24 protein-coding genes and 2 CRISPR repeat arrays (1 of these 26 running past the window's edge) are annotated in these 26,528 nt (G+C 36.9%); of the genes, 8 read left to right on the plus strand and 16 right to left on the minus strand.

Annotated elements, in window-relative coordinates; genetic code table 11:
* Nucleotides 1-717: direct repeats of the CRISPR family, unit length 29 nt; unit sequence CTTTATATCCCACTTAGTTCAGATAAAAC (it extends 1,984 nt beyond the left edge of the window).
* Between the two features lie 125 nt (nt 718-842).
* The 3 genes from tnpA (at nt 843) to tnpC (ending at nt 3,152) form a co-directional block, all read left to right on the plus strand.
* Nucleotides 843-1,163 (plus strand): IS66 family insertion sequence element accessory protein TnpA, encoded by a 321-nt coding sequence (tnpA, locus tag NSQ71_RS16310; protein WP_003352856.1) that lies wholly within the window; start codon nt 843-845, stop codon nt 1,161-1,163.
* Nucleotides 1,157-1,513: an IS66 family insertion sequence element accessory protein TnpB gene (tnpB, locus tag NSQ71_RS16315; protein ID WP_157727923.1), complete on the plus strand. Its 357-nt coding sequence runs from the start codon at nt 1,157-1,159 to the stop codon at nt 1,511-1,513. Before tnpA ends, tnpB begins: the two co-directional genes overlap by 7 nt.
* A 61-nt stretch (nt 1,514-1,574) precedes the next feature.
* Complete coding sequence (gene tnpC / locus NSQ71_RS16320) at nt 1,575-3,152, plus strand: IS66 family transposase (protein WP_094245431.1); 1,578 nt, start codon at nt 1,575-1,577, stop codon at nt 3,150-3,152.
* 52 nt (nt 3,153-3,204) lie between these two features.
* Nucleotides 3,205-6,558: a CRISPR direct-repeat array (repeat unit 29 nt; unit sequence CTTTATATCCCACTTAGTTCAGATAAAAC).
* A gap of 561 nt (nt 6,559-7,119) precedes the next feature.
* Here the strand turns inward: tnpC and cas2 are convergent.
* From cas2 to NSQ71_RS16365, 9 genes are read right to left on the minus strand one after another with little or no spacing between them, the layout of a single operon-like run.
* Nucleotides 7,120-7,383 (minus strand): CRISPR-associated endonuclease Cas2, encoded by a 264-nt coding sequence (gene cas2, locus NSQ71_RS16325; RefSeq protein ID WP_063387729.1) that lies wholly within the window; start codon nt 7,381-7,383, stop codon nt 7,120-7,122.
* Between the two features lie 2 nt (nt 7,384-7,385).
* Nucleotides 7,386-8,366 carry a type I-B CRISPR-associated endonuclease Cas1b gene (cas1b, locus tag NSQ71_RS16330; RefSeq protein WP_340734246.1) on the minus strand — a complete coding sequence of 327 codons (981 nt, stop codon included), beginning with the start codon at nt 8,364-8,366 and terminating at the stop codon, nt 7,386-7,388.
* A 5-nt stretch (nt 8,367-8,371) separates the two neighbouring features.
* Nucleotides 8,372-8,872, minus strand: coding sequence for a CRISPR-associated protein Cas4 (gene cas4, locus NSQ71_RS16335; RefSeq protein WP_235600436.1), 501 nt, complete (start codon nt 8,870-8,872; stop codon nt 8,372-8,374).
* A gap of 13 nt (nt 8,873-8,885) precedes the next feature.
* Nucleotides 8,886-11,102: a CRISPR-associated helicase Cas3' gene (gene cas3, locus NSQ71_RS16340; RefSeq protein ID WP_327848721.1), complete on the minus strand. Its 2,217-nt coding sequence runs from the start codon at nt 11,100-11,102 to the stop codon at nt 8,886-8,888.
* Nucleotides 11,103-11,158: 56 nt separating this feature from the next.
* Nucleotides 11,159-11,866 (minus strand): type I-B CRISPR-associated protein Cas5b, encoded by a 708-nt coding sequence (cas5b, locus tag NSQ71_RS16345; RefSeq protein ID WP_340734247.1) that lies wholly within the window; start codon nt 11,864-11,866, stop codon nt 11,159-11,161.
* A complete protein-coding gene (cas7i, locus tag NSQ71_RS16350; protein ID WP_340734248.1) occupies nt 11,866-12,753 on the minus strand; it encodes a type I-B CRISPR-associated protein Cas7/Cst2/DevR in 888 nt (295 codons plus the stop codon). Before cas7i ends, cas5b begins: the two co-directional genes overlap by 1 nt.
* On the minus strand, nt 12,753-14,483 hold the full coding sequence (gene cas8a1, locus NSQ71_RS16355) for a type I-B CRISPR-associated protein Cas8b1/Cst1 (protein WP_340734249.1): 1,731 nt from the start codon (nt 14,481-14,483) through the stop codon (nt 12,753-12,755). Before cas8a1 ends, cas7i begins: the two co-directional genes overlap by 1 nt.
* 1 nt (nt 14,484) lies before the next feature.
* On the minus strand, nt 14,485-15,201 hold the full coding sequence (gene cas6, locus NSQ71_RS16360) for a CRISPR-associated endoribonuclease Cas6 (RefSeq protein WP_340734250.1): 717 nt from the start codon (nt 15,199-15,201) through the stop codon (nt 14,485-14,487).
* A gap of 59 nt (nt 15,202-15,260) precedes the next feature.
* Complete coding sequence (locus tag NSQ71_RS16365) at nt 15,261-16,208, minus strand: helix-turn-helix transcriptional regulator (protein ID WP_340734251.1); 948 nt, start codon at nt 16,206-16,208, stop codon at nt 15,261-15,263.
* Between the two features lie 881 nt (nt 16,209-17,089).
* Here NSQ71_RS16365 and NSQ71_RS16370 point away from each other — a divergent pair.
* Genes NSQ71_RS16370 through NSQ71_RS16390 form a run of 5 tightly spaced genes read left to right on the plus strand, consistent with a single transcriptional unit; the run spans nt 17,090 to nt 20,426 of the window.
* Entirely contained in the window at nt 17,090-17,713 is a 624-nt protein-coding gene (locus NSQ71_RS16370) for a TetR/AcrR family transcriptional regulator (protein WP_232515597.1), read from the plus strand.
* 15 nt (nt 17,714-17,728) lie between these two features.
* Nucleotides 17,729-18,559: a substrate-binding periplasmic protein gene (locus tag NSQ71_RS16375; RefSeq protein WP_063387722.1), complete on the plus strand. Its 831-nt coding sequence runs from the start codon at nt 17,729-17,731 to the stop codon at nt 18,557-18,559.
* An 18-nt stretch (nt 18,560-18,577) separates the two neighbouring features.
* Complete coding sequence (locus tag NSQ71_RS16380) at nt 18,578-19,219, plus strand: amino acid ABC transporter permease (protein WP_063387721.1); 642 nt, start codon at nt 18,578-18,580, stop codon at nt 19,217-19,219.
* A gap of 12 nt (nt 19,220-19,231) precedes the next feature.
* Nucleotides 19,232-19,978, plus strand: coding sequence for an amino acid ABC transporter ATP-binding protein (locus NSQ71_RS16385; protein ID WP_340734252.1), 747 nt, complete (start codon nt 19,232-19,234; stop codon nt 19,976-19,978).
* A gap of 19 nt (nt 19,979-19,997) precedes the next feature.
* Nucleotides 19,998-20,426: an OsmC family protein gene (locus NSQ71_RS16390; RefSeq protein WP_063387719.1), complete on the plus strand. Its 429-nt coding sequence runs from the start codon at nt 19,998-20,000 to the stop codon at nt 20,424-20,426.
* A gap of 426 nt (nt 20,427-20,852) precedes the next feature.
* On the opposite strand, the gene NSQ71_RS16395 is transcribed toward NSQ71_RS16390, so the two are convergent.
* The 7 genes from NSQ71_RS16395 to NSQ71_RS16425 form a co-directional block, all read right to left on the minus strand.
* Nucleotides 20,853-21,185, minus strand: coding sequence for an antibiotic biosynthesis monooxygenase (locus NSQ71_RS16395; RefSeq protein ID WP_063387718.1), 333 nt, complete (start codon nt 21,183-21,185; stop codon nt 20,853-20,855).
* The gene (locus tag NSQ71_RS16400; RefSeq protein ID WP_130157530.1) at nt 21,155-21,970 is read right to left on the minus strand and encodes an ABC transporter ATP-binding protein; all 816 of its coding nucleotides are present in this window, start codon (nt 21,968-21,970) and stop codon (nt 21,155-21,157) included. The genes NSQ71_RS16395 and NSQ71_RS16400 overlap by 31 nt, the downstream gene beginning before the upstream one ends.
* Complete coding sequence (locus NSQ71_RS16405) at nt 21,957-22,952, minus strand: FecCD family ABC transporter permease (protein ID WP_339197614.1); 996 nt, start codon at nt 22,950-22,952, stop codon at nt 21,957-21,959. Before NSQ71_RS16405 ends, NSQ71_RS16400 begins: the two co-directional genes overlap by 14 nt.
* Nucleotides 22,949-23,896, minus strand: a complete 948-nt coding sequence (locus NSQ71_RS16410; protein WP_339197617.1) for an ABC transporter substrate-binding protein — start codon at nt 23,894-23,896, stop codon at nt 22,949-22,951. The genes NSQ71_RS16405 and NSQ71_RS16410 overlap by 4 nt, the downstream gene beginning before the upstream one ends.
* 74 nt (nt 23,897-23,970) lie before the next feature.
* On the minus strand, nt 23,971-24,738 hold the full coding sequence (srtB, locus tag NSQ71_RS16415) for a class B sortase (RefSeq protein ID WP_063387714.1): 768 nt from the start codon (nt 24,736-24,738) through the stop codon (nt 23,971-23,973).
* Nucleotides 24,735-25,532 carry an ABC transporter ATP-binding protein gene (locus NSQ71_RS16420; protein ID WP_130157533.1) on the minus strand — a complete coding sequence of 266 codons (798 nt, stop codon included), beginning with the start codon at nt 25,530-25,532 and terminating at the stop codon, nt 24,735-24,737. The genes srtB and NSQ71_RS16420 overlap by 4 nt, the downstream gene beginning before the upstream one ends.
* Nucleotides 25,522-26,502, minus strand: coding sequence for a FecCD family ABC transporter permease (locus NSQ71_RS16425; RefSeq protein WP_063387712.1), 981 nt, complete (start codon nt 26,500-26,502; stop codon nt 25,522-25,524). Before NSQ71_RS16425 ends, NSQ71_RS16420 begins: the two co-directional genes overlap by 11 nt.
* Nucleotides 26,503-26,528: the final 26 nt, after the last annotated feature.

A 26,528-nucleotide genomic window follows, 5' to 3' on the forward strand; every position in this document is an offset into this window, starting at 1 on the left:
CCAATTGGAGCTTTTTTAGAAGCATTCAAGCGCAAAACTTTATATCCCACTTAGTTCAGATAAAACTGATCAGATCGCAACGAAAGTCAGCAGAACGGAGTTTGCTTTATATCCCACTTAGTTCAGATAAAACACGCATTTTAAACCATTTATTTACGGTTTGGCTGACTTTATATCCCACTTAGTTCAGATAAAACCTGATGTTTGGCGTACTGGTCCAGCTCATTAAGATAACTTTATATCCCACTTAGTTCAGATAAAACCGTCATAATTTTTGTTAAAGGCTATTTTTCTCGTCCTTTATATCCCACTTAGTTCAGATAAAACTCAGATGCCATACACGTTTCGGCAAAGTTGACGAGCTTTATATCCCACTTAGTTCAGATAAAACGTGAATCAGGTTTTTCATCAGCCGCCGTTAATGCGGCTTTATATCCCACTTAGTTCAGATAAAACACAAACTGCAAGGCGGAACAGCAACGCTTGGAGGAAACTTTATATCCCACTTAGTTCAGATAAAACCGAATCCGCCGTTATTGCGCTCATGGATTTCATGTGACTTTATATCCCACTTAGTTCAGATAAAACGACAAAGATTGACTATTTCTTCTGCGAAAAGTGTTCTTTATATCCCACTTAGTTCAGATAAAACCTGTTTCGCTTTTTGTAAAGCTTGTCCAAATTCATTCTTTATATCCCACTTAGTTCAGATAAAACCGTGACGTTTGAGGCGTTCCTCTTCACAATGGGGGCACTTTGTAAGCGTCAAATCTTGCACACCTTCTTGATGTGCTAATTTCATGAGATAATCTCCTCAAGATGAAATTGAAGGAGGTTTTTTTATGCCTAAGAATCCTGAATTACGAAAGGTTTGGGAACAACGAATCGCTGACTATCGTAAAAGCGGTCAAACTCAAGTAAACTGGTGCAAGGAAAATCAATGGAGTATTCACCAGTTTAAATACTGGTTAAGAAAAATTGAAAATCCAATAAAAAATCAAGGAAAGTCTACAAAATGGGCATCCGTTACCCTAGAAGATCATTCACAAACAGTTGAAAATTCATTACGGATTGAAATTAGTGGGATTTCAATTGAAGTAAAACCTGGTTTCGATCCGGCCTTTCTTTCAGAAGTGGTTAGGACTTTGAAATCAACATGTTAGCTGGTACAAGAGCTGAACGAGTTTACTTGGCAAAAGGAAGTACTGATTTGAGAAAATCCATTGATGGATTAGCTGCTTTGGTGAAAGAGGGATTTGATTTAGATCCCTTTTCATCAAGCTATTTTGTGTTCTGTAATCGAAAGCGAGATAAATTAAAAATTCTTCACTGGGACTATAATGGTTTTTGGCTTTATTATCGTCGATTGGAAAAAGGAAAATTTCAATGGCCAAATGAAAATGACACTGGAACGATACAAATTAGTTATCGGCAATTACGCTGGTTATTGGATGGTCTTGCAATGGAGCAAAAGAAAGCACACCCAGAAGTAAAGGCTAGAACAGTTATATGAATTTTTTACTTTTAACAAAAACCTTGGAGGAAAATAGCTAAAACCGTCGAATTATTACTACATGATGAAAAATTTAAAGAATCCTAACCAAAACCCATTTGAATTAATTGAAAAACTTCAACAGCAAATCGTTGAATTGACGGCGAAATTACAATGGTATGAAGAACAGTATCGTCTTAGTCAAAAACGAAAATTTGGCTCTTCAAGCGAAAAAACAAATCCTAATCAATTAGAACTACCTTTATTCAATGAAGCAGAGGTAGAGTCTAATGTAAAAGCCGAAGAGCCAACTGTTGAAACAATTACATATCGTCGTAAAAAGAAACGTGGTCAACGTCAAGCTACGTTTGAAAACCTGCCTATGGAAACGATTGAATATCGTTTACCCGAAGAAGAGCAGGTCTGTTCGTGTTGCGGTGAAAAAACACACGAAATGAGCACAGAAGTACGACAAGAATTAGTGATTATTCCGGCTCAAGTCAAAGTTTTAAAACACGTTCGATATGTCTATGGATGCCGTCATTGTGAGCGTAATGAAATAGAGACACCAATCGTTACAGCACCTGCCCCAAAATCTGTGTATCCAAAAAGTTTAGCTTCACCGTCAAGCATGGCATATATTATGAATCAAAAATATGTAGAGGGGCTACCTCTATATCGCCAAGAACAACAGTTCAAACGATTAGGTGTGATCTTATCCAGGCAAACCATGGCCAATTGGATGCTTTATGGTGCCGAAAAATGGCTTGCGCCAATTTATCAACGAATGAAAGAGCATCTCCTCTCTAAAGACATTCTACATGCGGATGAAACAACTGTTCAGGTTTTACATGAACCTGGAAGGTCAAGCACATCGAAATCTTACATGTGGCTTTATCGGACTGGAAGAGAGGATCCACCACTTGTCCTTTATGACTATCAGGAAACTAGAGCAGGAGAACATGCCAAAGAATTCCTAAAAGGGTTTAAAGGATACCTGCATGTCGATGGATATGCAGGATACCATAAGGTATCCGGCGTAACATTAGTTGGATGTTGGGCTCATGCCCGCAGAAAGTTCGATGAGGCTTTAAACGTACTTCCTGAATCCAAACGTCATTCAGCAGTCACAGCTCGGGAAGGACTCAATTTCTGTAATCAGCTATTTGCCATCGAGCGTGATTTGAAAGAATGTACACCAGAAGAACGATATAAAAAACGACTTAAACACAGCCAACCATTGTTGGAGGCTTTTTCAGCATGGCTAAAAACAGAGAAAAGCAATGTTTTACCAAAGAGTCTATTAGGTCAAGCCATTACATACTGCCTCAACCAATGGGAAAAACTCGTGGCATTTTTAGAGGATGGACGATTAGAAATCGATAATAATCGAAGTGAACGATCCATTAAACCATTTGTGATCGGAAGGAAGAACTGGATTTTTAGCAATACTCCGAAAGGAGCTAAGGCCAGCTCAATCATTTACAGTATTGTGGAGACAGCAAAAGAGAATAAATTAAATCCATTTTATTATCTTCGCTACTTATTTGAAAGGCTTCCCAATATGGATATAAGCAATATGGATGAGCTTGATCAACTACTTCCTTGGTCCAAAACAATTCCTTTGAATTGTCGGGTTTTTAATAACTTATCACAATAATAGTATTTAATCCCTATCATTAAAAGGTGGGGATTATTTTACGCTTACGGCACTTTATATCCCACTTAGTTCAGATAAAACTGACGGCCCTTTGTTCAGCTTGCTGCGCCTGCTGATCTTTATATCCCACTTAGTTCAGATAAAACGGATTGTTATTCATAGCAGGTGCATCAATGATCATTCTTTATATCCCACTTAGTTCAGATAAAACGTTCTACCTCCTCCTTATAGAAGTTGTGTTTTAGACTTTATATCCCACTTAGTTCAGATAAAACGGTAGGGTTTTGTTTTGACTAAGAAAGGAGTATAAAAATCTTTATATCCCACTTAGTTCAGATAAAACGCAATTTTTCAAAAAAATGTTGACATTAAACCTTATACTTTATATCCCACTTAGTTCAGATAAAACTCGTTATACCGTTCTGTGAGTATTTTTTCTTTTTCTCTTTATATCCCACTTAGTTCAGATAAAACTGCATTAGCGTTCCTCCTTTCGTGGAATAAAATAACTTTATATCCCACTTAGTTCAGATAAAACCACATGAAGATCCGTCAGCTACATTTGTTGAATTATTCTTTATATCCCACTTAGTTCAGATAAAACGTTTTGTACGACTTTCTCATTTCCTCAGATTTGAAATCCTTTATATCCCACTTAGTTCAGATAAAACGCAAGCAGTCTACGTATTCTTCTAGGACGCATTTTTACTTTATATCCCACTTAGTTCAGATAAAACCCTTTCGGCAATAGTTTCTCTCTCCCATTGCGCCACTTTATATCCCACTTAGTTCAGATAAAACTTCTTCAACAGGCTCATAAGTTTTTTTAAATATATCCTTTATATCCCACTTAGTTCAGATAAAACGACTTATGCGTTTTTTGCAATGCTTAGCGTTTTTACCTTTATATCCCACTTAGTTCAGATAAAACAAAATGCGCTGCAATCCCGTTCGATATGGTGAAAGATCTTTATATCCCACTTAGTTCAGATAAAACGCGATTCCCTTTTTTGGAGGGATATCACAGAAAGAACTTTATATCCCACTTAGTTCAGATAAAACTGAATTACAAGAAAGCCTTACACGCGAGAATTTCAACTTTATATCCCACTTAGTTCAGATAAAACAAACAACTAGAGCCGACAATAATGCGCATGACATTCAACTTTATATCCCACTTAGTTCAGATAAAACATTGACAACCTCTTTTTTAGTGTATCTCTATTTATGCTTTATATCCCACTTAGTTCAGATAAAACAAAGAAATCAACGATCAGTTGGAAAAAATACCGGTACTTTATATCCCACTTAGTTCAGATAAAACGTCTATTTGAATTAATCATTTTGTCGGCAACTCTACTTTATATCCCACTTAGTTCAGATAAAACAGGGATCAGAACAAAAGAAAATTAATTCCCCAACACTTTATATCCCACTTAGTTCAGATAAAACCAACATAAGTCTTAACCCAATTCCAGTCTTTCTGGACCTTTATATCCCACTTAGTTCAGATAAAACAAACTACCACTTAATTAACGAAACAGGTGAATACCCGCTTTATATCCCACTTAGTTCAGATAAAACGGTGGTATGTCGATCTTATTGAGCGCATCGGCACTCTTTATATCCCACTTAGTTCAGATAAAACGTTCTTGTTCTCGTTTCTTAATGTCAGCAAGGATTCTCTTTATATCCCACTTAGTTCAGATAAAACGGTGATGAAAAAATAATGTGTTTTACTGTCTGTCAACTTTATATCCCACTTAGTTCAGATAAAACGACGAAAATGGCGCTAGTTGACATAATGAGTATTATCTTTATATCCCACTTAGTTCAGATAAAACGACTTGAAGATATTCAGTTGAAGGGTAAGCAAGGTACTTTATATCCCACTTAGTTCAGATAAAACCGGAAGGGGCAAAACTGTTTGATGCGTATATTTTGAACTTTATATCCCACTTAGTTCAGATAAAACGAAGTCTATATACTTTCCCTTTCAGAGTTAGAAAAACTTTATATCCCACTTAGTTCAGATAAAACAACCTACTTAAGAAACAGGCGGAAAAGAACAAAGATCTTTATATCCCACTTAGTTCAGATAAAACGCACATTGACCCTACGTACCTTTCCAAAATGAAATCCTTTATATCCCACTTAGTTCAGATAAAACAAAGCACAGTTGACTTTATCGGTTGCTATAACGGACTTTATATCCCACTTAGTTCAGATAAAACTCAGATGCCATACACGTTTCGGCAAAGTTGACGAGCTTTATATCCCACTTAGTTCAGATAAAACCGTGCAAGTGCGTCTTTGTCTTCGACGAAAACCTCTCTTTATATCCCACTTAGTTCAGATAAAACGTATCTAACCACAACTGGCCGTTTGTTGGGTTGGTCTTTATATCCCACTTAGTTCAGATAAAACAAATTCAGCAAATGCTCACGGATTTTCCACGCCATTTTCTTTATATCCCACTTAGTTCAGATAAAACCTCAACCGCCGACAGTCTTCCGAAATATGTTCGGTTCTTTATATCCCACTTAGTTCAGATAAAACATTATCGATGACGGGGAAGTGATCGAGGCTGACTACTTTATATCCCACTTAGTTCAGATAAAACAAAAAGTACCGGGTTTGGAACATGAAAAGATAAGATTCTTTATATCCCACTTAGTTCAGATAAAACTTTATATCCGGCGTCTTGCCATGCGTTTTGATTTCTCTTTATATCCCACTTAGTTCAGATAAAACTTTTGTTAAACTTCCTATCGTCGGTACGATCAGCTCTTTATATCCCACTTAGTTCAGATAAAACACTTTCTGCAGCTCAACTATTTGTCCATTCATTTCATCTTTATATCCCACTTAGTTCAGATAAAACGTTGGCCATATTCCGCGATGATGTCCAATTGTTCGGGACTTTATATCCCACTTAGTTCAGATAAAACCGTTCCAAACACGAATAACAACATTCGTGCAATTTAGCTTTATATCCCACTTAGTTCAGATAAAACGATGCACAATCGAAATACTGACGAGCTTTCAGAAAACTTTATATCCCACTTAGTTCAGATAAAACGATTGTATCGAAAGCAATTGTTTCTTCCTTTGTTTCACTTTATATCCCACTTAGTTCAGATAAAACTTTCACGTTGCATAAGACAGTTTTTCTTGTTTCGCTTTATATCCCACTTAGTTCAGATAAAACCCGCGCCAGCAGTACAAAGAATATATCAATTTTTTGAACTTTATATCCCACTTAGTTCAGATAAAACTCGGATGAGTAAGCAAACTGATACGTAATAAACGGCTTTATATCCCACTTAGTTCAGATAAAACCATCACTCCATCACTATCCCGGCTTTGATAACGCCCTTTATATCCCACTTAGTTCAGATAAAACCCACCAAACAAAAATGCCAAAATAACGATAGTATCAAGCTTTTTTATAAACTTGCGAGATCAAGTATTTGTGCAGTTTGCAGTAAAGGTTAAATCGTGTTTTGGGATCTATGAAAAAAAGCTTTGAAACCTAGAATTCATCGAAGGTTTCATCACTTTTTTCATATAATAGGTTTGCTGCAAATATTAATTTTTGCCTTCAACATTGAGATAATGTTGATACTTGTTGACAAAAACAACATTCCTTAGGCTAAGAATATTTGTCTATCCTTGCTACTCTTCCAATCTTGATCCATATCCCTACGAAAACAAGTCTCATTTCAGCCTTTTTCATTAAAATTACAAATACATACTAGCCGTCAGCAGCCCATTTCATGCATCATCATGAATTGAGTTCATTAAAATAATGAATGTATACTAACCTTCCCAAAAAAAGATTGGAAACACTAGTACCCTATGTCAATCAATACAATCTATTATAACAACATTGTTCTCGTAAACACTATCACATATTACTGAATTTTTTAAAAAATCGGCACAATCAATTATACTGCTTTTTTCATTAAAGGAATAAAGTCTCAAAACTTTTTTCCTGCCCATACACTTTCTTTTTTATGTTCCGCGGGTTTTTCACTTCATAAACATAAATCGAATCTTCATTTTTGTTAATAATCGCCTCAAGCTCTGACATGCATTTGGCAAGGCTGCTTAAAGTGATTTCCCCTTCGAATACAGAATTTTGCGTCCAATAAAGATACTCTTTTAATTTTTTTCGAACTTTATTTACTCTTTTCTCTCCAACATCGTACGTTATTATGACAAACACACTTACCACCACGCTTTCAAAGGCTTGTATTTTTCGTCACCGATTACATGCTTGATCAGCTTATAGCATTCCAATCGGATTAAATATCGATACGTTACTTGACGCTTCAACTTTCGATGTTTTATAGAAGTTTGCATTTTCTTTTCCCAACTTTCAATAAACCGTTTGCGCCCTTCTTCATTTAATAAACAGAAGCCATGTTCATATGAAAATTGCTTTGGTGTAATTCGACGGTTATTAATCAGCGAAAAAATTAGCGGCTCTACGATAAGGGGTTTAAAAATTTCCGCAATGTCCAAGCTTAAAGAAAATCGTTTAACTGAAGGTTCATGCAAATAGCTAATCGTAGGGTTTAACTGTGTTTTATATATTTCCGTCAACACTGTCGTATACATTAAACTATTCCCAAAAGAAAGTAAGGCATTTATCGGACTAGTTGGCGGACGCTTCTCTCTTTTTTCCATAGAGAACTCAGGACGTAAAAACTGTGAAAATGATTGATAATAACAATTTCGAATTCGGCCTTCAATTCCCATTATTTCTTGAACACTATTGGCATTTTCCAATTTTTTTCGTTCTTCAGTTATCATGCGAATTGTATCTGACGTCTTCTCTTTATGAGATTTTAAATTCCGCAATATATGAAATGACGCACTCTCTATAAAAGAACGGGCAATATCCAGTCTTTTTTCTTCTTTCAAATAATGTTCAGCCTGTTTAACTAGTACGAAACCGGAAACCTTTTTTTCTCTTGGAACATATGAACCAGCATAAAAACCATAATAATTGTATATATGAAGATTAATATCATATTGATTCAATAAGTTTAAAAAGCTGCTATTAAATTGTGTTTCTCCGAATAAGTGAAGATTTTCTACTTTATCAACAGGAAGGGATTTTTTCTTTCCTTCACCATCGATAAAATAAATAGTATTATCCTGTCGTTTTAATTGTCCATTTGAAAACACATAAAAATCTTGCAACTCACTCACTCCTCTTGAGCAAAACAAAAAGAATAGTAAGCACATGATGAACAGTATGGAAGTCTCTTTACTTTCGGGGCTGTCGGCTGATATTGAATAGCATTGATCGCTTTTATTAATTTTTCTATTTCCACCTCATTCTCTGATGTTAATTCAATTTCTTCCGTTCGTTTTTCCTTTGGGTAATGAAGCTTCCCTTTTTTTTCAATGCCCATCTGCTTTAAATAATATAAGTAATACAAAAGTTGCATCCGATCAGCTTTTTCCATTTTGCTAGACATTTTGACTTCCCTGACATAATCATCATCTACTAAATCAAGTTTTATGACATCATCTACCATTTTCTCTTTCATTTGTACTCTTTTATAGGAATGCTCATGAAGCAATTGACCGATGGCGACTTTTTCATGCTCACTCTCAAGTTGTATACCTTTTGAAAACAACCACAGCTTCCTTTTACAAACAAAATAATAGTGTACTTTTATCCCTTGAATATCTAGCCGCACAAATGACACCTCTTTATACAAAAGGGGATAAAGAAGGAGTAAGCGAAACTCCAGTACCTTTTTTTGTTTTTTTGTCAAAATCATAATCTAAGTCTAATATTTCGATATATGGCAGTAATGGATATTCTTTACCGTTAGATGATCGATACGTCTTTAAAATCGGTGATGTATTACCTCTTGCTCGGGCTTTGGTAATGGACACCGTTTTTCGCTCAATTTCTTTCCGCAGTTTCATGCGTTCATAACGATCTTCACATTGAGCTAACTGGTCAAAGAGGTACTCATATTCATCAAATATTTTTCTCGGAATCGCAAGAACAGCCTGGATGTCACGGAGTATATTTTGTGCTTCTTTGTTCGTTAATTCATGGTCAGTAATCGAATCAATCGCCCTCATTGCATGATCAAATTCCTTTAAAAATTTTGTATTTTTTAATGATTCCCGCTTATAAAGATTAGCAACCAGCTCTACTTTTTCCTTTTCTTTTATCACCTTTTCATGAAATAACGAAAGCGCCTCAATACTTTTTAAAACAATTTCTTGATCATAAATATAGCCGATACCTGAAGCATCTTTAGTAAAAATAAAAATGTTTGGATTGTCGTGATCAAGCAAGCGTCTTCGATAACATCTGCCAAATCGTTGAAATAAGCTATCCAATGTTGCTACTTCTGTATAAAGCTCATCAAAATCGATATCAATAGATGCTTCAACAAGCTGAGTCGTCACCCAAATGCCTGATTGATTTCGATCTTTGTCAAATGCTTTAATGGCTTCTTCAAGAATGCTGCGATCTTCCTGAATAAACATGGAGTGCAGAAGCGATACTTGATCAGTAAGTTTACACAATTTCGAATAAACTTCCACAGCTTGCTTAACGGTATTTACAATAACTAATACTTTTTTCTTCTTCCCACTTTCAGCGATCCTTTCATAGTAATCGCTCATTGGTTGATCATATATGGCAATACGATGACGAATATCGTCATTCACAAAAGTTTGAAATACGTAATCTTCTTTTTTTATTACTCCACGACTTTCAAGTGCTTCTACATATAAAGTCGGGAGTGTCGCTGTCATAATTAGAAACCTTCCACCAATTTGTTTAATCATTTCTAAAGCTTTAATTAATACCGCTACAATTTTCGGTTCATAAGCCTGGATTTCATCGATGACAACTACCGAATAAGCCATGGTTGCATACAGCTTTTCATATCCTCTATATTTAAAAGGAAATTTTAAAATTTGATCAATCGTAGTAAAAAGCAATTTTGAAGCAAAATTTTTCGACTGATCATAGATGACCTCCCAATTTTCTTTTCCTGTTTCATCAAGATAGTTGCTGCTTGTCGAATGCAGAAGTCCGGCTTGCTCGAATCCCATTTGTTCAAATACCCTATCAAATAGTGCATTGATACTGACTCGAAGAGGCAATGTAAAAAATGCTTTTTGATTACCGATCCATAATAAAGCTGCCTCTGTTTTTCCCATTCCCGTCTGTGCTACAATAATTGCATTTTTTCCTTGTTGCTCCTTCGCAAATAATTGAACATCTCTTAATGAAGACCCTTTCTCTAGGATAAATTGTACTGCTCGTTCACCGATATTTTCTTCTATCCCTACTTCAATATCGATATGCCCAGAGGCCGCATGATCTATTCGATGAAGAAGACCTTTCACTAAGACATAAAATAAATATTCATCTATTTTTTCCTCATCGTAGACAATTCTTTTTTCCATTTCTCTAAAAACTCGATTGGACAATTTAATTTGATCCGGAACAGGAATTTCAAGATGGCTTCGAACTAGATCTTGTTTCTTCACTAAGTCCAGTTCAATTGCTTCTCGAAGTTCTTCAAAATTTAACTCATGGTCACGTTCATGATGATAAGCAATTGCTTGGATAAGCACCTTTCGTTCAAAACGAGTAAGTGAAAGCTTCTCCAAGGGAAGAAAAAATGGAGATAAATAATTGTGCGGCAAATATTTTTGTGCTTCAGTTTTTGCCTTATAAGGAATGCCGATCACATCTGAAATGCGTTGCTGAAAGGGTCCATACACCTTTCCAGCATCATGATAGTGAATGGCAATTTTTAAAAGCTCCCAAACTCTTTCATTCTGTATGTAAATGCCATATGCATTACGTAATTTTTCATATTGTCTCAATAATTCGTCTGTGTGCTCCTTCAAGGATTCAACGGGATTTGATTTTGCATAAATGATGCACAATGTTGATTCCCTCCCTTATATCTGTAAGAAAAGAGCTTTTGTCCATAGACAAAAGCTTAATTAAAGAAGACAGTATATCCTTCTTTATCAAAATGAATTGGTTCATAAAACAATTCACTGTAAATTTTTTCACCCTGTGCAACATATAATGTTGGGATTTTCACCCAATCACGAACTCCCTTTTTAATTGTATAAGTCCAATTTAGGCGATAAGGGATACCCGTTAGGTCATCCTCTGCAATGATCTTTTTCGGGATATACATCGAATGAGCTAAGTCACTTTCATCAACTGTTATCAGCTCAATAAATCTTATCTCATCCATACGTACGAGATCTTCATGGCGTCCAAGGCTGATATGACCGTCATAACTATAAAAAGCTTTATAAATTTTTTGCAAAATTTCGTCCTCTGCAGCGATATGTATTACTAACTGAACATTGTACAAAAGATGCATATAAAGCGGCATCGCTGTCATGGAAGTATAGGAATAATCAATTCCTGAAAGCCCGTCCAAAATTATAGGAAATTCTTTACTTTTTCTATCTTTTATAAAATAACTTTTTTTATAATCTACAACTCTTGTTTCATAATCACCTTGGATGCTCAAACGAAATGGAATCAGTTCATTGGCTTTTAACACTTCATGTATCATGCCCTTTACTGTTGAGTATGGAGGAAGCGGATATGTTTCTCCTACTTTCAAAGCAAAAGGTTTTGTATAACAGGCAGTTTCTTGAAACATTTTTAGTCGTAGTACTTGCATCATTTATCACCAAAATATTCGTCAATTTCTTGTTCAAGAATTGTAAAAAACTGCTCAATTGTCACGATATTCCCCAATGTTTCAATTTCACTTTCATTATCGAAAACTCCACGTACTAGCCCGATATAAGTACGATCTGCCACCTTTTCTCCAAGTATCGTTTGTTCAAGCACTGATGCAATTTTTCCCGTATTGAGTTCGTATTGATTTCCTTGTTTTAACGACACTCTCCCAAGGAAAAATGGATTAGCAACACTGTATACCCCTCCAATAATAAATAGAGGTGCAAGATTCTCTTGTCTTCCTTTAATTTCACGATTTAATATTTTAATGATTGTCAAAAGTTGTTTGATACGGGCAGCACGTTCTTCATTCGGCAGTTCAATCTTTCCGTCCACCCCGATACGAGCAAAATCTATGGTTACCGTATACGTATAAAGGCTTTGATGCTGCTCTAAATTTGCTAAATTCGCGTCTGTTCCAATTCGATTAGCGAGGCCCATATTTGTTAAAAATTCAAGATCGCTTCGAAAAGGTTCGAGTGAAATCGCATGACTAATGCGAACAGCTGCAGATCTTCTCTCTGCGCCTGATTTCGCCTTTGTTTTCATATATCCAAATAAATCCATTTCAACTGAATCTTTGATGGTGCATTCGTCTTTAAATTGAATAACTCCTTTCGATTTGTCTACAACATCTAAATTCCAGTTAAAAAGTTGATTACCAAGACGGACGATGTCGTAGCGGAGACTTTGGCGAGAGGCAAATGTATGAACATCACCATTCCCGCGGTGGAATTTTTTTAATTCGGAAATATTGGCGATACCTTCCCCATAATTTAATGAATTTCCTTGAAATATTACTGTAAATGATAAAGCCTTTCTCATTATTCATTTCCTCCTTCAGGTTGTTTGTCATTAGGTTGGGATACCAAGCCTGCGATAAACGCATTAGCAACAGTCGCAAAATCAAGCTTTTCTTCGTGCAGCACTTGTAAAAAGAGAGAGGGCATTGGCAACTCCAAAGACATATACACGCGAATTAAAGAATCCATAAAAGTCTTTTTATTGTTCGCTTTTGTTGCATTTAACAATCGGTAAGCAATTCCCTGAACTTTCGGTTCTTGTCCTTTTTCCACGTATTTTTGCCGAACTTCACGTCCACAGTTGTATAAAAACCAGATACTTTTGCTTTCAGTTTTCGAATCGATCTTCACATCTCCATCTCCTTCCAAATATTTTTGGTATAAATGACGGACAACTACTGCCGTCTGAGCATCTAATGATGAATATTTTTTCTCGATGCATTGGCGGAGCACATTGAAAATCCTCCATTTTGCATCGCGCCTTGTTAAAAAGTCATATGCAAGCGCATTGCGCAAAGAATAATGCATCCTTTTCAATAGTTTGTGCTCATTCACGAAGAAACGACTTAATGAACGTGGTAAATCAAAATAATTCAATATCGTCTTTCTCAACCGATAATCGGATGAATAATCAATAAAAAGATAATTTCGATGATTCGCATTTCCCTTTTCCTTCAATTCTGTAACTAAATCAAAAATAATTTCGTTTAAAGGGCTCTCTTCTTCGCGCAATAATGCATAACGTTCATTTACTTCAAAAAGTTTATTCATACTCCCATCGATTTGCACAAAGCTCGATTGGTTTCCATTTGGTGAAAGTGCCGCTCCGGCAGGCGCACAAAACAATATAAATTTGGCAAGGTTGGAAATAGGAATTTTCATTCCATTGTCAAAATCCCAATAATAATTCAAAGCATTTGAAGAACTAACCTGTAAGGGAACAAAATGACCTTCATTTAAATGTTCGAATGCATACCATTCATCAAAAAAACTGCATGATAAAAACTGTTCATTTTCGTTTTCCCGAATGTCAGCAAGAGATGTTTTCTTCCACGTTTTATGTAAATTTTTGATCGGTTTATAGGGACATTCTTTGAGCCAACTTAATAGTTGGTTTTCATCCTCTGCATTCATAAGCAGTTGTTTAAGCTTTAGTTCACACAAAATTGGAACGATGTAATCTTGATGTATGCGTTGAATTTGTTCCTCAATCGCCAACTTATTTAAACTAATATTGAGAAAACTATTCTGACCGAAATAAGGTTGAAGTATAGAAAGTTTAAAAAAGTTTACTGTTTGTTTTTCATTAATAAACGGAGTTTTCAGTAGGTCGAGATAACGGTTAACTTCTTTTTCTATTTGCTCAATGTCTTCGAACTGATCATATCCCTTAATTTGTTCAATCAACAAAGACATTTCAGTTCCTTCAGCTGTATCAGAACAGTAATTTTTTGCCTTATCCCATGTTCTCTTTAACGATTCATCAAGCTTTTTTTTCGCTTCTTTAAATGTTTCTTCTTTCCGACACTGACTTAAAATTTTTTTTAGCCTTGTTTCATCCCGATCAGCAACACTGAATTTTTCAAGAAAATATGTAAAATAATCTTTAGCCATTGTGTTAAATATGCTGCTATCAAAACAAATACCGTCCTGCTTCATTTCTATATGATGTCCGGCTTTCCTAGCAATCCGTACAAATCCAACCAAACCTTGATTAATCATCCATTCACCCGTAGGCAAAAAAATTTCCAAGTTATATCACCTCCACCATGCCGAACGATTGATTCCTGCGAAATCCAATTCCAAGCTGGGAAAGCAAGCGTAAATCATCGATGTCTCCATTTAGACAAAAATTTCCTTTATATGCAGTGAAGTAAAGATACCCGTGGTCAAATTCTCTGATTTTTTCTTTAACTACAGTTTTCTTTAGTTGATTTTCTAAGACTTGCAATGGCTGTTTAAGTCCGTGCCCACGAAAATTTTTCAATAGGAGATTAGCAATATAATTCAGCTCACGCTCGAATGCAGGATCATCTGGCGCGATTGATCTGTTATGAGCATCACGAATATAAATGGGAGAAAGTGTTTTAAAATAAACAGGGATTTGATCTATTTGTTTTTCTTCTAAAAGTGTAATTTTTCCCCGATGAAGTGTATACGTTTGATAAGTAAACTCTTGTATGTGCTGCAACCCATTATAAAGGTGAAGAAAAAATTCATAGTCAGGCGTACTGATCAAGAATGATATCTTGCCTTCGATATGGAATTCATCATCGATAAGTTTATACTTTGGTAAAAATAATGCAGTGCTAAAATGTTTGCTGTTCTTACTAGGTTTTCCGTTAAAAAAATACAAAGATTCATACAATGTCGGAGCTGACCGTTTTATGCTCTCCTTGATCAGACTGACAAACATCATACGATAGGCAACGGGTAGCCTTTCAACCTCAAATTGGCATCGAAGTCTCATTTCTTTTCCCTCCAAGCTTTTCTATCATCATCCTATCATCTATTCCGGAACTTAATATGTCAGTTTAAAAAATTTTTTGACATTTTTTCTACTTCTTCCTCGACGCTTTGGCGAAGTTCATTCGGACCGAGCACCTGAACTGCAGATCCCATGCTTAATACAAAACTAGTTAATTCCGGCAACCCGGACATCGTCGCCCGAAAAATGATGGATCCATCTTGTTGTTGCTCTATTTCTTGATCCTCTGAATAGATCTTTTCACTTAAAATCTTGGAAAATGGTGGTTTTACATGCAATTCAACAAAATAGGTATCAGCATAAATACTCGTTTTACCTATATAGTCTTCGAGCCGAAATGATTCATCACGCTGAAACCTTTCTTCATATATTTGATAATCTTGAATTCTAGTTAATTTAAAATCACGATAATCATTTCTCAGCTCACAATAAGCAATGCAATACCAAAATTTTTTATACGGAATCAGTTTGTAAGGATGAATGATGCGTTCAGTGCGGTCTGAATTTAAAGCCTCATAAACAATCTTCACTTTTCTGCGAGCCGCGATTGCAAAATTTAATTGTTCATACTTATCTTTTTCATGATTCCAATCGACATTTGCTTTTTCCTCTAAAATAATTGGCTTCCATTCAGACGAAGACTGAATCTGCTGTTTGGAAATACTTTGAATCTTCATGACGGCACTTTCAAAATCATCGAATTGCAAAAAGGTAGGATGATTTTTTAAATATTCACTTGCCTTTACTAATGCTTCTAATTCTTTTGGTGAAAGCGACAAGTATTCAAAAATATTGCTTTTCGGCAGAACATAACCTCCATATCTTCCCCTAGCTGTCTGAATATGAAATCCAGCCATTTCTAATTGATCTCGATAAACTCGAATAACCCTTTCACTTAATTCAAGTTCTTCTGCTAATTCTTTAATTTGCATTCGTCCTCGTGATTTCAATAAAAGGAGCATTCGAAAAGCATTGACAATTTTCGACATAATGATACCTCCAAAATACCTAACAACATTTACGTGTAATATTTTACCATAGTAAATTAATCCTATAGACAATCTGTATGGAAAATTTATAAAACTTTTGAAATTAGGTCTATTAGAACAGAGTGTGATCGCTTCAACCACAGAAGATGCTCTTGCCATCGGCTTTTCATAGTAAAGGTATCTTTAGCACACGTTAGGTGAACAAAGGCAAGGACATTTCATAAAAAACCGTCGAGCAGAAATTGAGGAAGATATTTTTGAAGGAAAACTTAAAGAAGATAGGATCATTTTGAAAATATAAGTGAATTGGCTTTATCCACAACTAAATGCAAGACAACTTGATTACGTGTCAAAATTTTATCCTCATTCCTGCTCTTTTTTCGCGCATACAAGCAAGGCTCTTTGCAGAAGGATCAGTGCTCGCAAACGGCGTCATTGTTTTTTGCTAATAAAATCCTAAAGGGGAAAAGTTACAATGAATCCATCTTTATTTCCTTTTTCACTGATTTCCTAAGTCAGCTAAATCAATTGCTGGGATATACAGTTGAAAATAATGAAGAAAACGTTGATAGTTGATCTCGTTAACAGCAAAACAGCTGCAGACATCGGAGGATTCATTTTTTCCACATGAAAAGCATTGTTTCTTTGATTTCTTCTCTTGCTCTGTTCATGAACGAACACAGAGGACTGTGTGTGAAAGCGGGACGAATAACGTAATGCAGATTTCCATAAAATAACGGTGATTCGCTCTGTTATTCTTTTCAGCCGAACCATTTCTAAATTTGCAGCATGCTTTTTAAAAAAATGAAGCAAAAGTGTTGACTAATTTATAGTAATCTTATAGGATTTAATTGACTAATTAGTCAGTCAGGGGGGGTATAGTGCAGGCAGAAGCTCGAAGACAGGAAAGAAAACAGCAATTATTGCAAATTGCATTAGAATTATTTGCGACAGTTGGCTATGAAAAAACGAAAGTCTCAGATATCGTCGCAAAAGGCAATGTGTCCCAAGGGACATTTTATTGGTATTTTAAAAGCAAAGAAGCGATCGCGCTTGAGATGCTGGAAATAGGTCGTGCCCAACTTTTAGATGCAATCAAACTAGGGTACCGCACAAAAAAAGTGGACTTGCAAGATTCCGTTGCTTCCACGACACAAATGTTTGAACGTATTTTTCATTTCGCTGAAAACAATAAGTATTTCATGAACATATTGCTAAAAGGCATTCATTCTCAGCCAAAGATACAAGAAAAAGTGGAAGAGATTAAAGCAGACATGGAAACAGCTTTTGCGGAAAATATTGCACAGGCCAAAGAACTGAAAATGATCTCGCGTGAAGTAGATCCAAAATTACTGGCAGTATTCATCATGAGCCTCCTGGAAGGAGTTTTAGCCAGATGGCTATTTCAATCGCCATCATCAAAAGATGCATTACAGCAAAAAACACTTCAACAGCTCATTGAAGAAACTGTACACTTTGAATTTTTTGGAATCTTTGGTGTCTAATGAAGGAGGATAAACATGAAAAAAATAAGATGGTTCATTTCACTCATTGCAATAGCAGCTCTAATACTTTCAGCATGCGGCAATAACAATGATCAAAAAGAAAAACAAACTCAAGATCAAGAGAAAAACGCATTACAGGAAATCAAAGATAAAGGCGAAATCACTGTCGGCATTATGGGTACTTATGCACCTTATAATTTTATGAATGAAAACAAAGAATACGACGGCTTTGACGTTGACATTGCGAAAGAATTGGCAAAACGTCTAGGAGTTAAAGCAAATTTTGTTGCACAAGAATTTTCTGGTTTAATTCCTGGGCTTCAAAAAGGTAAATTTGATATTTTAGTAAGCCAAGTGACAATCACAGATGAACGGAAAAAACAAATCGATTTTACAGAACCATATATTACAAATAAAGTCAAAGTGATCGTTCGGGAAGACAATAATGACATCAAATCTGTTAATGATTTTAAAGGAAAAACAATCGGAGTTGGACTTGGTACGAATGATGAAGCATATTTGCGAAATGAATTATTGCCAAAAGTGGGCGATTTTAAAATCAACACATATGATGACGTGATTACAACATTAAAAGACTTGGATGCTGGCAGAATTGATGCAACGATCAACAATGTCTATGCATTAAAACCAGTCATTGAAGAAAACGGCTATAAAATTAAAGCCGTCGGCGATCCAATTAAGGAGGACCAAGCTGGCGTTGCTGTGAAAAAAGGCAATAAAGAATTGGTGGATGCTTTAAATAAAGCATTGAAAGAAATGAAAGAAGACGGAACATATAAAGAAATTTATGTAAAATGGTTTGACGAAGAGCCGACCGAAGAATGATGAAAGTAGGTTGCCAAAATGGACTTAGTCATTGAAAACTTGCCTTTTTTGTTAAAAGGGGCATATTATACATTACTCATTACTGTAGTTTCCATGTTCTTCGGTTTAATCATTGGTTTAATCATTGCGATTGCCCGGCTTAAGGGCAATCGCATTCTGCGTGGTATAGCAAGAGCCTATGTGTCCATCATTCGGGGGACACCGGCATTGGTGCAAATCGTCATCGTTTATTATGGCTTAGTTGATTATGGGATTGAATTAGGCCCATTAACTGCTGCGTATATTGCACTAAGTATTAACATCGGCGCTTATGTTTCAGAAGCGTTTCGCGGTGCGATTCAATCCATACCAAAAGGGCAAACAGAAGCAGCGCTCGCAACTGGTATGACGGAACGCCAGGCGATGCGCCGAATTATCATCCCTCAAGCGATTCGCTACGCTATCCCCCCACTTGGTAATACATTTGTCGGAATGTTAAAAGAAACATCGCTCGTATCCGTTATTGCGGTCACAGAATTAATGCGCTCTGCTCAATTATTAGTGGCGCAATATTATGTTTACATGCCGTTTTATTTAGCCATTGCAGCGATGTATTGGATTATGAGTACATTCTTTACATTTTTATTAAATAAAATCGAAAAACGGCTGTCTGTTTATTAAGGTGGTGACAGCATGATAGAGATTAAAAATTTACAGAAAAATTTTGGACCGCATGAAATATTAAAAAATATTTCATTATCCATTCCAGCCCATCAAGTAGTGGCAGTCATTGGTCCAAGCGGTTCAGGAAAAAGTACGTTTTTAAGATGCATCAACGGACTTGAAACAATTACAGGCGGCACCATTACAGTCGACGGTCACGTGATTGATGCAAATGCTTCAAAAAAAGCACAACAAAAAGAAATTTATGCCATTCGTCGAAAAACAGGGATGGTGTTTCAACAATTTAATTTATACCCGCATAAAACGGCCGTCCAAAATGTAATGGAAGCTTTATTAGTAGTGAAAAAAATGCCGAAGGAAAAAGCATACAGCATCGCAGCCAATTTGTTAGAAAAAGTCGGGCTTGCAGCAAAAGAAGATGCTTATCCGTCTCAGCTGTCAGGCGGGCAGCAACAGCGTGTAGCGATCGCAAGAGCTCTTGCGATGGAACCGAAGTTGATGCTATTCGATGAACCGACTTCTGCACTTGATCCGGAGCTTGTAGGAGAAGTATTAAAAGTAATGAAAGAATTAGCAGAAGACGGCATGACGATGATTATTGTAACGCATGAGATGAAATTTGCCCGGAGTGCCGCTGACCGCATTTTATTTATGGCAGACGGCGTTATCGTAGAAGATGCGAAGCCAGCAGCATTTTTTGAACATCCGCAAACAGCGCGGGCACAAAAATTTTTGCAACAAGTTACAGAGTTTTAAAAGAGAGGAATTGAACAATATGCAAATTAAAGCAACATGGCAGGGCGGCCGTGCTTTTGAAGCAGTCGGTCCATCCGGATACAAAATGGCAATGGATGCCACGGAAAACTACGGTGGAGAAGGAAGTGCCGCAACCCCAACAGAAATGCTCCTAGCGGCTCTTGCCGGCTGCATTGGAATTGATGTAACGATGATTTTAAGACATGAATTAGATCATATTGAGGCAATTGATATTACAGTCGACGGCACGCGTCGCGAAGAATTGCCCTCTTCTTTCACCGCTTATACCATCACATTTACAGTAAATGGGGATATAACGCCGAAAAAAGTTTGGCGCGCCATCCAATTAGGCAAACAAAAATATTGTGCGGTTTCTGCATCTTTAAAGGGTGACGTTACGTTCAAACTAATATTGAACGGCAAAGAAATTCCTGCTGAAAAAGAGTGAAAAAACGAAGTAAAGTTTTGATTACAAAGGATATTGAAAAATCTTTTGCAATCATTTTTTATACAAATTTTGTTTTAGCAACTGCCTTTAACTACCTATTTTCTTGTTTCTAACAGCTGTTCCGCTGTCCAAGCCGGAGTGTTTGCGGTTTTAACTAACTATTTTCTTGATTGGGGCTGTCTAATAAGTCGTTTTTTCGGCTTATTGACGGCCCCCCTTTTATGAAATATCGATGTTAATGATTTTTGGTTTTCAATAGGGATTTGACTTTCTGGACAGCCCCGTGCTACATTTTTTGTTTTTGCTGAAAAAAATAAACGACCTTTTCCCGCAATTCATTTGGAAAAGGCCGCAATTCGGATATCTATTCTTTTTCCAATCAATTTTTGTAACTTTCTTCACAAAAATCGCTCTGCCATCTTTTATTTATAAATTTTCGACAGCACGCTCATCTTCTTTTACATAGGAATATGCTAGCTCATGGAAGGACACTTGATTTCCAATAACATAGTCATGTTGTTTTCGATTTTCATGCGCTTTTTGGAACACATCGCTGTGGAACCAACCTTCGAAGCTTTCTTTGTTCTCCCATGTTGTGTATACACGAACTTCGTCATAATCTTTTAATCCGTCTGTTACTAAGAGATCTAAACGAATGAACCCAGGAAATTTCTCAATTCCCTTTCTAATTTTAAAACGCTCCACTAACTTTCCGGAATATCCTTTTTTCACGCGAATGGAATTGGTAACGATGTACATTCTTTTTTCCCCTTTCTTTTGAATCGTTTTGGAATAAACATTGGTTTTCCATCCATATCATGGATGGAGACAGAAATACCAAATACCTCTTCAAACATTTTTTCCGAAAATACTTCCTCTGGACTGCCTTGTTGATAAATCGTCCCGTCTTTCATCACGATTAAGCGGTCACTATACTGTGCGGCTTGATTCAGATCGTGAAGAATCATGATGACCGTCCTGTTATACTGTTGATTGATCGTTTGGACAACCTCCAAAATTTCCAATTGATGTACAATATCTAAAAACGTGGTCGGTTCATCCAATAATAAATATTCAGTACTCTGGGCAAGAACCATCGCAATCCACGCTCTTTGCCTCTCGCCTCCTGATAAGGAGGACAAGTGTTGATGTTCATATTGTTTCACATTGGCAAGAGCTAACGCCCAATCAACGATTTCTTTATCTTCTTGACTGAATGGGGCAAATTTGCGTTTATAAGGGTTCCTGCCGAACTCTACTAATTCACGTACGGTAAAATCGAGCGTAACATCATGTGTTTGCGGCAGCATAGTTAATTGTTTTGCGATATCTTTTCGATTCGCAGAAACGATATTTTTTCCATCGAGAATGATCTCGCCATTTTGGGGCTGTAATAAGGCAGCGATGAGCCGCAGCAAGGTGGATTTTCCTGATCCATTAGGCCCGATAATACTAATCACTTCACCCTTTGGCAATTCCAGATTCATTTCGTTGATGCCGAATCGTTTGGAATGGTGGTAAGTCAGATCTTTAACGGTGAGCATGCTTCACTCCCCCTTTAAAGACCAAATATAGGAAAAACGGACCGCCTAGAAAAGACAGCAGGATCCCTACCGGCAGTTCAATAGGATCAAACCAGCTTCTTGCCGCAGCATCTGCGAACACAACGAGTATGCCGCCGCCTACACAGGATAATGGCAGCAAATAACGATAATCGTTTCCGATGAGCAATCGAATGATATGCGGAACGATAAGACCTACAAATCCTACCAGTCCAGCAACACTGACGGCTATTCCAGCTAAAAGAGCACTGACAAAAATTAAGAAAAATCTGCTTCTTTCCACTTGATGGCCTAATAAAGTGGCCACCTCATCCCCCAGCATCAGCATGCGGATATGTTTGATGGAAAAAAACGCTAATACCAGTGCAAAAATGGCATAATAAACAATCATCTCTACATGCACCCAGCTTACGCCGCTAATCCCGCCATTTAGCCACGGCAGAACCGCTTGAACTTTGTCGCTATGTAAAATCATAATACATGACATGATCGCACCTAAAAAGGCGTTGATTGAAATCCCGACCAGCATAATTCGAACAATGGAAGTTCCATCTTGCCAAGCTAGCAAATAAATGAGCATAGCCGTAAGAAAAGCGCCAAGAAAGGCTGCTAAAGGCAAAATGTGCAGTTGATCGGGATACAGCACCATGATCACCGTCGCTGCCAGTCCTGCCCCAGACGTCACGCCAATAATACCGGGATCCGCAAGCGGGTTTTTCATTACACCTTGTAAGATAGCACCCGAAACCGCTAAACACATGCCGACAAGCAGCCCAACGAGAATCCTTGGGAGCCGCAAATCCCAAACAACACGGTACACTAACGATTCCTTATCGCCCATATCCGCAAAAAATTCCTTAAATGAAATAGAGATACTGCCTGCTGTCAGGCTATAGAATACGCTTAGAAACAATAAGATGATCAGAATGATGATAAGCCATATTCGTTTCTTTCGATTCATCATGAATCCTTTCCTATATCTTTCAAGCTTTGACGCATATATTCCACTGCTTCTGTGATCTTTGTCCCCGGATTAGTGCCAAACAAATTCGATGGCAGCACCACAATGTTTCCTTTTTTTACTGCATCTAAGTTTTTCCAAGCTGCATTTTTTTCCATTTCTTGTTTAAATGCTTTTTCTACCCCGCTAGGATCACCGTGTGTGATTAAGTAAATGATATCTGGATCAGCTTCCACCACACGTTCTACCGCTAATTGAGCGTATTGCGGATATTCTTTTAACTTTGGAAAGTTCGATGCTACATTAATTCCGCCCGATTTTTCTAAAATATCTCCTGCCAATGACGTTGGGAGAGCTGCTAAAAATGATCCAGGTGCTCCATAAACAAGCAATGCTTGAGCTTCGGAAGCTTCCGTTTGCTTCTCAACGACTTGCTCGATTTGTTTAATCAGCTCTTGAGCTTTCGATTCTTTACCGAGAAGAGTTCCATATGTTTCGATGTTTTTCTTTATATCTTCAATGGAATTCGCTTCCGTCATGAGAGTTTGTATTCCTTGATTCTCCAATGCGGGGATGTTTTTATCAAAACCAACATTGGCAATTAACACATCTGGCTTCAAACTTACGATCTTCTCTATATTCGGCTGGTGTGTATTTCCGATTTCTTCTACTTTTTCTAATTCTTCCGGTATCTCTACCTTCGTACTAGGCCTGCCGACAATTTCCCCTCCTAATTGATGAATGATATCCATATCACCGATCGTTAATGAAGCAAATTTTTTCGGATGAGTGTCAAAAGCAACTTCACGACCTGATGCATCGGTCACTTTCACTTTGCTTTCTGTTACTTTTGTCCCTCCTGTTGATTCAGTTCCTTTTACCCCGCATCCGGTAAATAAGAGCAATAAGAAAAACGTGAGGGTGAATTGGAAAAGTTTTGTTTTCAAAAGTATCCCTCCTTTACCATTTTAATTAAAAATGATTATCATTGTCAATTGTTATTTTCGAAATTTTCTACCATTTACTTGTTCTCCTTTAATTTTGCATGTATGACAAGTCTCCCTTCTCCTCCAGGAAACGTGTAATCACAAGTAGATAAAGTTAAAATTTGATCATTCGGTTCGATATCAATATCGGTCTTATAAATGGAACGATCTTTTAACTGATTGACAAATGATAAAAATTCGTCATCAGAGGAAAATTCAGTATCGATATAATAAAAATCTGTAGTCGTTTTATATACTGAAAAGATTTCAGCATCGTAGCTTTCATATAACGTATCAAAATAAATGGTGCGGTGATGCTGGAAAAACGATTCATCCAGATATTTATCTAATTGTCCAAACATCGTGTCATCTTTCATACGATGTCCGTAAAGGATAACATTTTGATTTAGGCCTTTCACATCATTTCGATAATCCATAAAAATGCTTCCAGCCCTTGATTTCTCTTTTTTATAATTTCTTGTTAAATAAAACTCATTGTTTTCCGCTTGAAGAATCGGATACGAAATGTATGTGTCGGGAATTTCAATCCAACCAACAATATCTTGGTTAATGCGCTGCAATTCAATAAAAGACGAACGAATTCTTTCAAAGTCCTTGCCTTCGTGAGAAGTTCTCTCGGTACGATTTTCTTGATAAACCTCTTGAATTTCAGCTAAAACTTGCCGGTTTGTATAGTAATCGTAAAGGATACTTATAATTTGATACGCTGAAAAAAACAAAATCCCAATGCAAACAATGCTAACGAGTTTCCCAATGATCTTTCTCAATCCCCGATCATTCATGTCGCATTGTCATTCCTTCTAGCAACTCCCATTGGCACAACATAAAATCCGCTTTGATCATTATGATTGACTATGGCTCTTACCCCATAAATGCTTTCAATCATTCCTTCCGTGATCACTTCTTTTGGAGAACCTTCCGTCACAATTTCGCCGTTTTTCATCACAATAATCCAATCACTATAACGAATGGCTTGATTCATATCATGCAGCACCATCACAATCGTAATGTTATACTCCCTGTTTAACTTCTTGATGAGCTCTAAAATTTCGAATTGATAATAAACATCCAAATATGTTGTCGGTTCATCCAAAAACAAAATAGGAGTTTTTTGCGCCAATGCCATCGCTATCCAAACTCGCTGTCTTTCTCCCCCAGACAGCTGTTCTACTTTTTCTTTTCGTTTTGATTGCAAATTGGTAATGGAAAGCGCCCAATCAATCACTTCTTCATCCTCTTCTGAGTTATGATGATGAAAAAATCTTTTATACGGCATGCGGCCGTAGCTCACCAGGTTCTCGACATTGATATCAAAAGGAATTTCATTTTTTTGATGAACAACCGATAGTTTCTTCGCCAATTCCTTCGGCTTATATTGTTGAATCAATTTTCCGTCCAAAATAATCTGGCCTTTTTGCGGTGCATTGTGGCTAGACATAACTTCTAATAATGTGGACTTTCCGCATCCATTCGGACCGATAATCGTCGTAATTTTACCAGGTTCAACAGCAAGGTTAATTGATTTTAACTGATCCTCTTTTTGATTATATGAAAATGAAACATTTTTAACCTCCATAGATGCGATCACTCCTTCTAATCAATATAATCAAAAAGGGACCGCCGATTAATGACATAATAATGGATGCAGGAAGTTCCGTCGGCGCTAAAAACACCCTTCCGATTGTGTCGGCCGTTAAAATAAGCAAAGCTCCTGATAAAATGGAGAATGGTGTTAATATTTTATAATCTGAACCGACTAATAGCCGTCCAATATGGGGAATTAGCAAACCGACAAATGCAATGACCCCAACAGTTGCGGTTGTGACGCTTGCCAAATAAACTGCAATCGCAGATATAATAACCCGAGCTCTTGTCACGTGAAGCCCCAGATTTCGCGCCGTTTTATCTTGTAAAGCCAGCATGTTGCACCAAGAATAAACGAGCAAGGACAATATTAAACCGATGGAACCATATATAACAATTGTTTGAACATCGTCCCACGTTTGTTGAGATAATGTTGATGCAGTAGCTTTCGCAGAACTGGTTGTCGTATAGCCTCTGTAGTTAAAGGATTCATATAATGCAGTAAACACCGCATTGACTGCCACCCCAACTAAAATTAATCGAAGGGGGCTGAGTCCTGATTTCCATGAAAAGGAATAGACAAGAAAACAGGCAAGTATCCCTCCAAGAAAAGCAAACAGCGGCATCCAAAAAAACAACGTAGGAAAGAAGCTGATCATAGTTAATGCAACAAAATTGGCTCCTGAAGAAATCCCGATGATCCCAGCTTCCGCCAAAGGATTTCTCATGACTGCCTGCAATAATAATCCCGATACCGCCAAATTTGCTCCAGCAAAAAGGGACACAATGATCCGTGGAAATCTCATATCTTTTATGACTTCTACATCTTCATTTCCACCAAACAAAAGGCCTCTGATCAACTCAGCAACGCCAATTTCCAAGCTTCCGTTCACAATAGAGAAAAAAGTGACAACAACCAGCATTGTGGTCACTACTGCAAAAGTTAGCCACGTTTTCTTCATGGATCAGCACCCTTTTCTTTTTTGTC

The organism is Aeribacillus sp. FSL M8-0235 (assembly GCF_038000355.1).
Lineage (GTDB): Bacteria > Bacillota > Bacilli > Bacillales > Aeribacillaceae > Aeribacillus > Aeribacillus composti.

Coding starts and splice junctions, on each gene's coding strand:
- NSQ71_RS16365 (WP_340734251.1), bottom strand. CDS start 16,208: ATGTCGAAAATTGTCAATGCTTTTCGAATGCTCCTTTTATTGAAATCA.
- cas7i (WP_340734248.1), bottom strand. CDS start 12,753: ATGAGAAAGGCTTTATCATTTACAGTAATATTTCAAGGAAATTCATTA.
- NSQ71_RS16425 (WP_063387712.1), bottom strand. CDS start 26,502: ATGAAGAAAACGTGGCTAACTTTTGCAGTAGTGACCACAATGCTGGTT.
- NSQ71_RS16395 (WP_063387718.1), bottom strand. CDS start 21,185: ATGTACATCGTTACCAATTCCATTCGCGTGAAAAAAGGATATTCCGGA.
- NSQ71_RS16390 (WP_063387719.1), top strand. CDS start 19,998: ATGCAAATTAAAGCAACATGGCAGGGCGGCCGTGCTTTTGAAGCAGTC.
- NSQ71_RS16400 (WP_130157530.1), bottom strand. CDS start 21,970: ATGCTCACCGTTAAAGATCTGACTTACCACCATTCCAAACGATTCGGC.
- tnpB (WP_157727923.1), top strand. CDS start 1,157: ATGTTAGCTGGTACAAGAGCTGAACGAGTTTACTTGGCAAAAGGAAGT.
- cas5b (WP_340734247.1), bottom strand. CDS start 11,866: ATGCAAGTACTACGACTAAAAATGTTTCAAGAAACTGCCTGTTATACA.
- NSQ71_RS16380 (WP_063387721.1), top strand. CDS start 18,578: ATGGACTTAGTCATTGAAAACTTGCCTTTTTTGTTAAAAGGGGCATAT.
- cas6 (WP_340734250.1), bottom strand. CDS start 15,201: ATGAGACTTCGATGCCAATTTGAGGTTGAAAGGCTACCCGTTGCCTAT.
- srtB (WP_063387714.1), bottom strand. CDS start 24,738: ATGAATGATCGGGGATTGAGAAAGATCATTGGGAAACTCGTTAGCATT.
- NSQ71_RS16420 (WP_130157533.1), bottom strand. CDS start 25,532: ATGGAGGTTAAAAATGTTTCATTTTCATATAATCAAAAAGAGGATCAG.
- NSQ71_RS16405 (WP_339197614.1), bottom strand. CDS start 22,952: ATGATGAATCGAAAGAAACGAATATGGCTTATCATCATTCTGATCATC.
- tnpA (WP_003352856.1), top strand. CDS start 843: ATGCCTAAGAATCCTGAATTACGAAAGGTTTGGGAACAACGAATCGCT.
- tnpC (WP_094245431.1), top strand. CDS start 1,575: ATGATGAAAAATTTAAAGAATCCTAACCAAAACCCATTTGAATTAATT.
- NSQ71_RS16375 (WP_063387722.1), top strand. CDS start 17,729: ATGAAAAAAATAAGATGGTTCATTTCACTCATTGCAATAGCAGCTCTA.
- NSQ71_RS16385 (WP_340734252.1), top strand. CDS start 19,232: ATGATAGAGATTAAAAATTTACAGAAAAATTTTGGACCGCATGAAATA.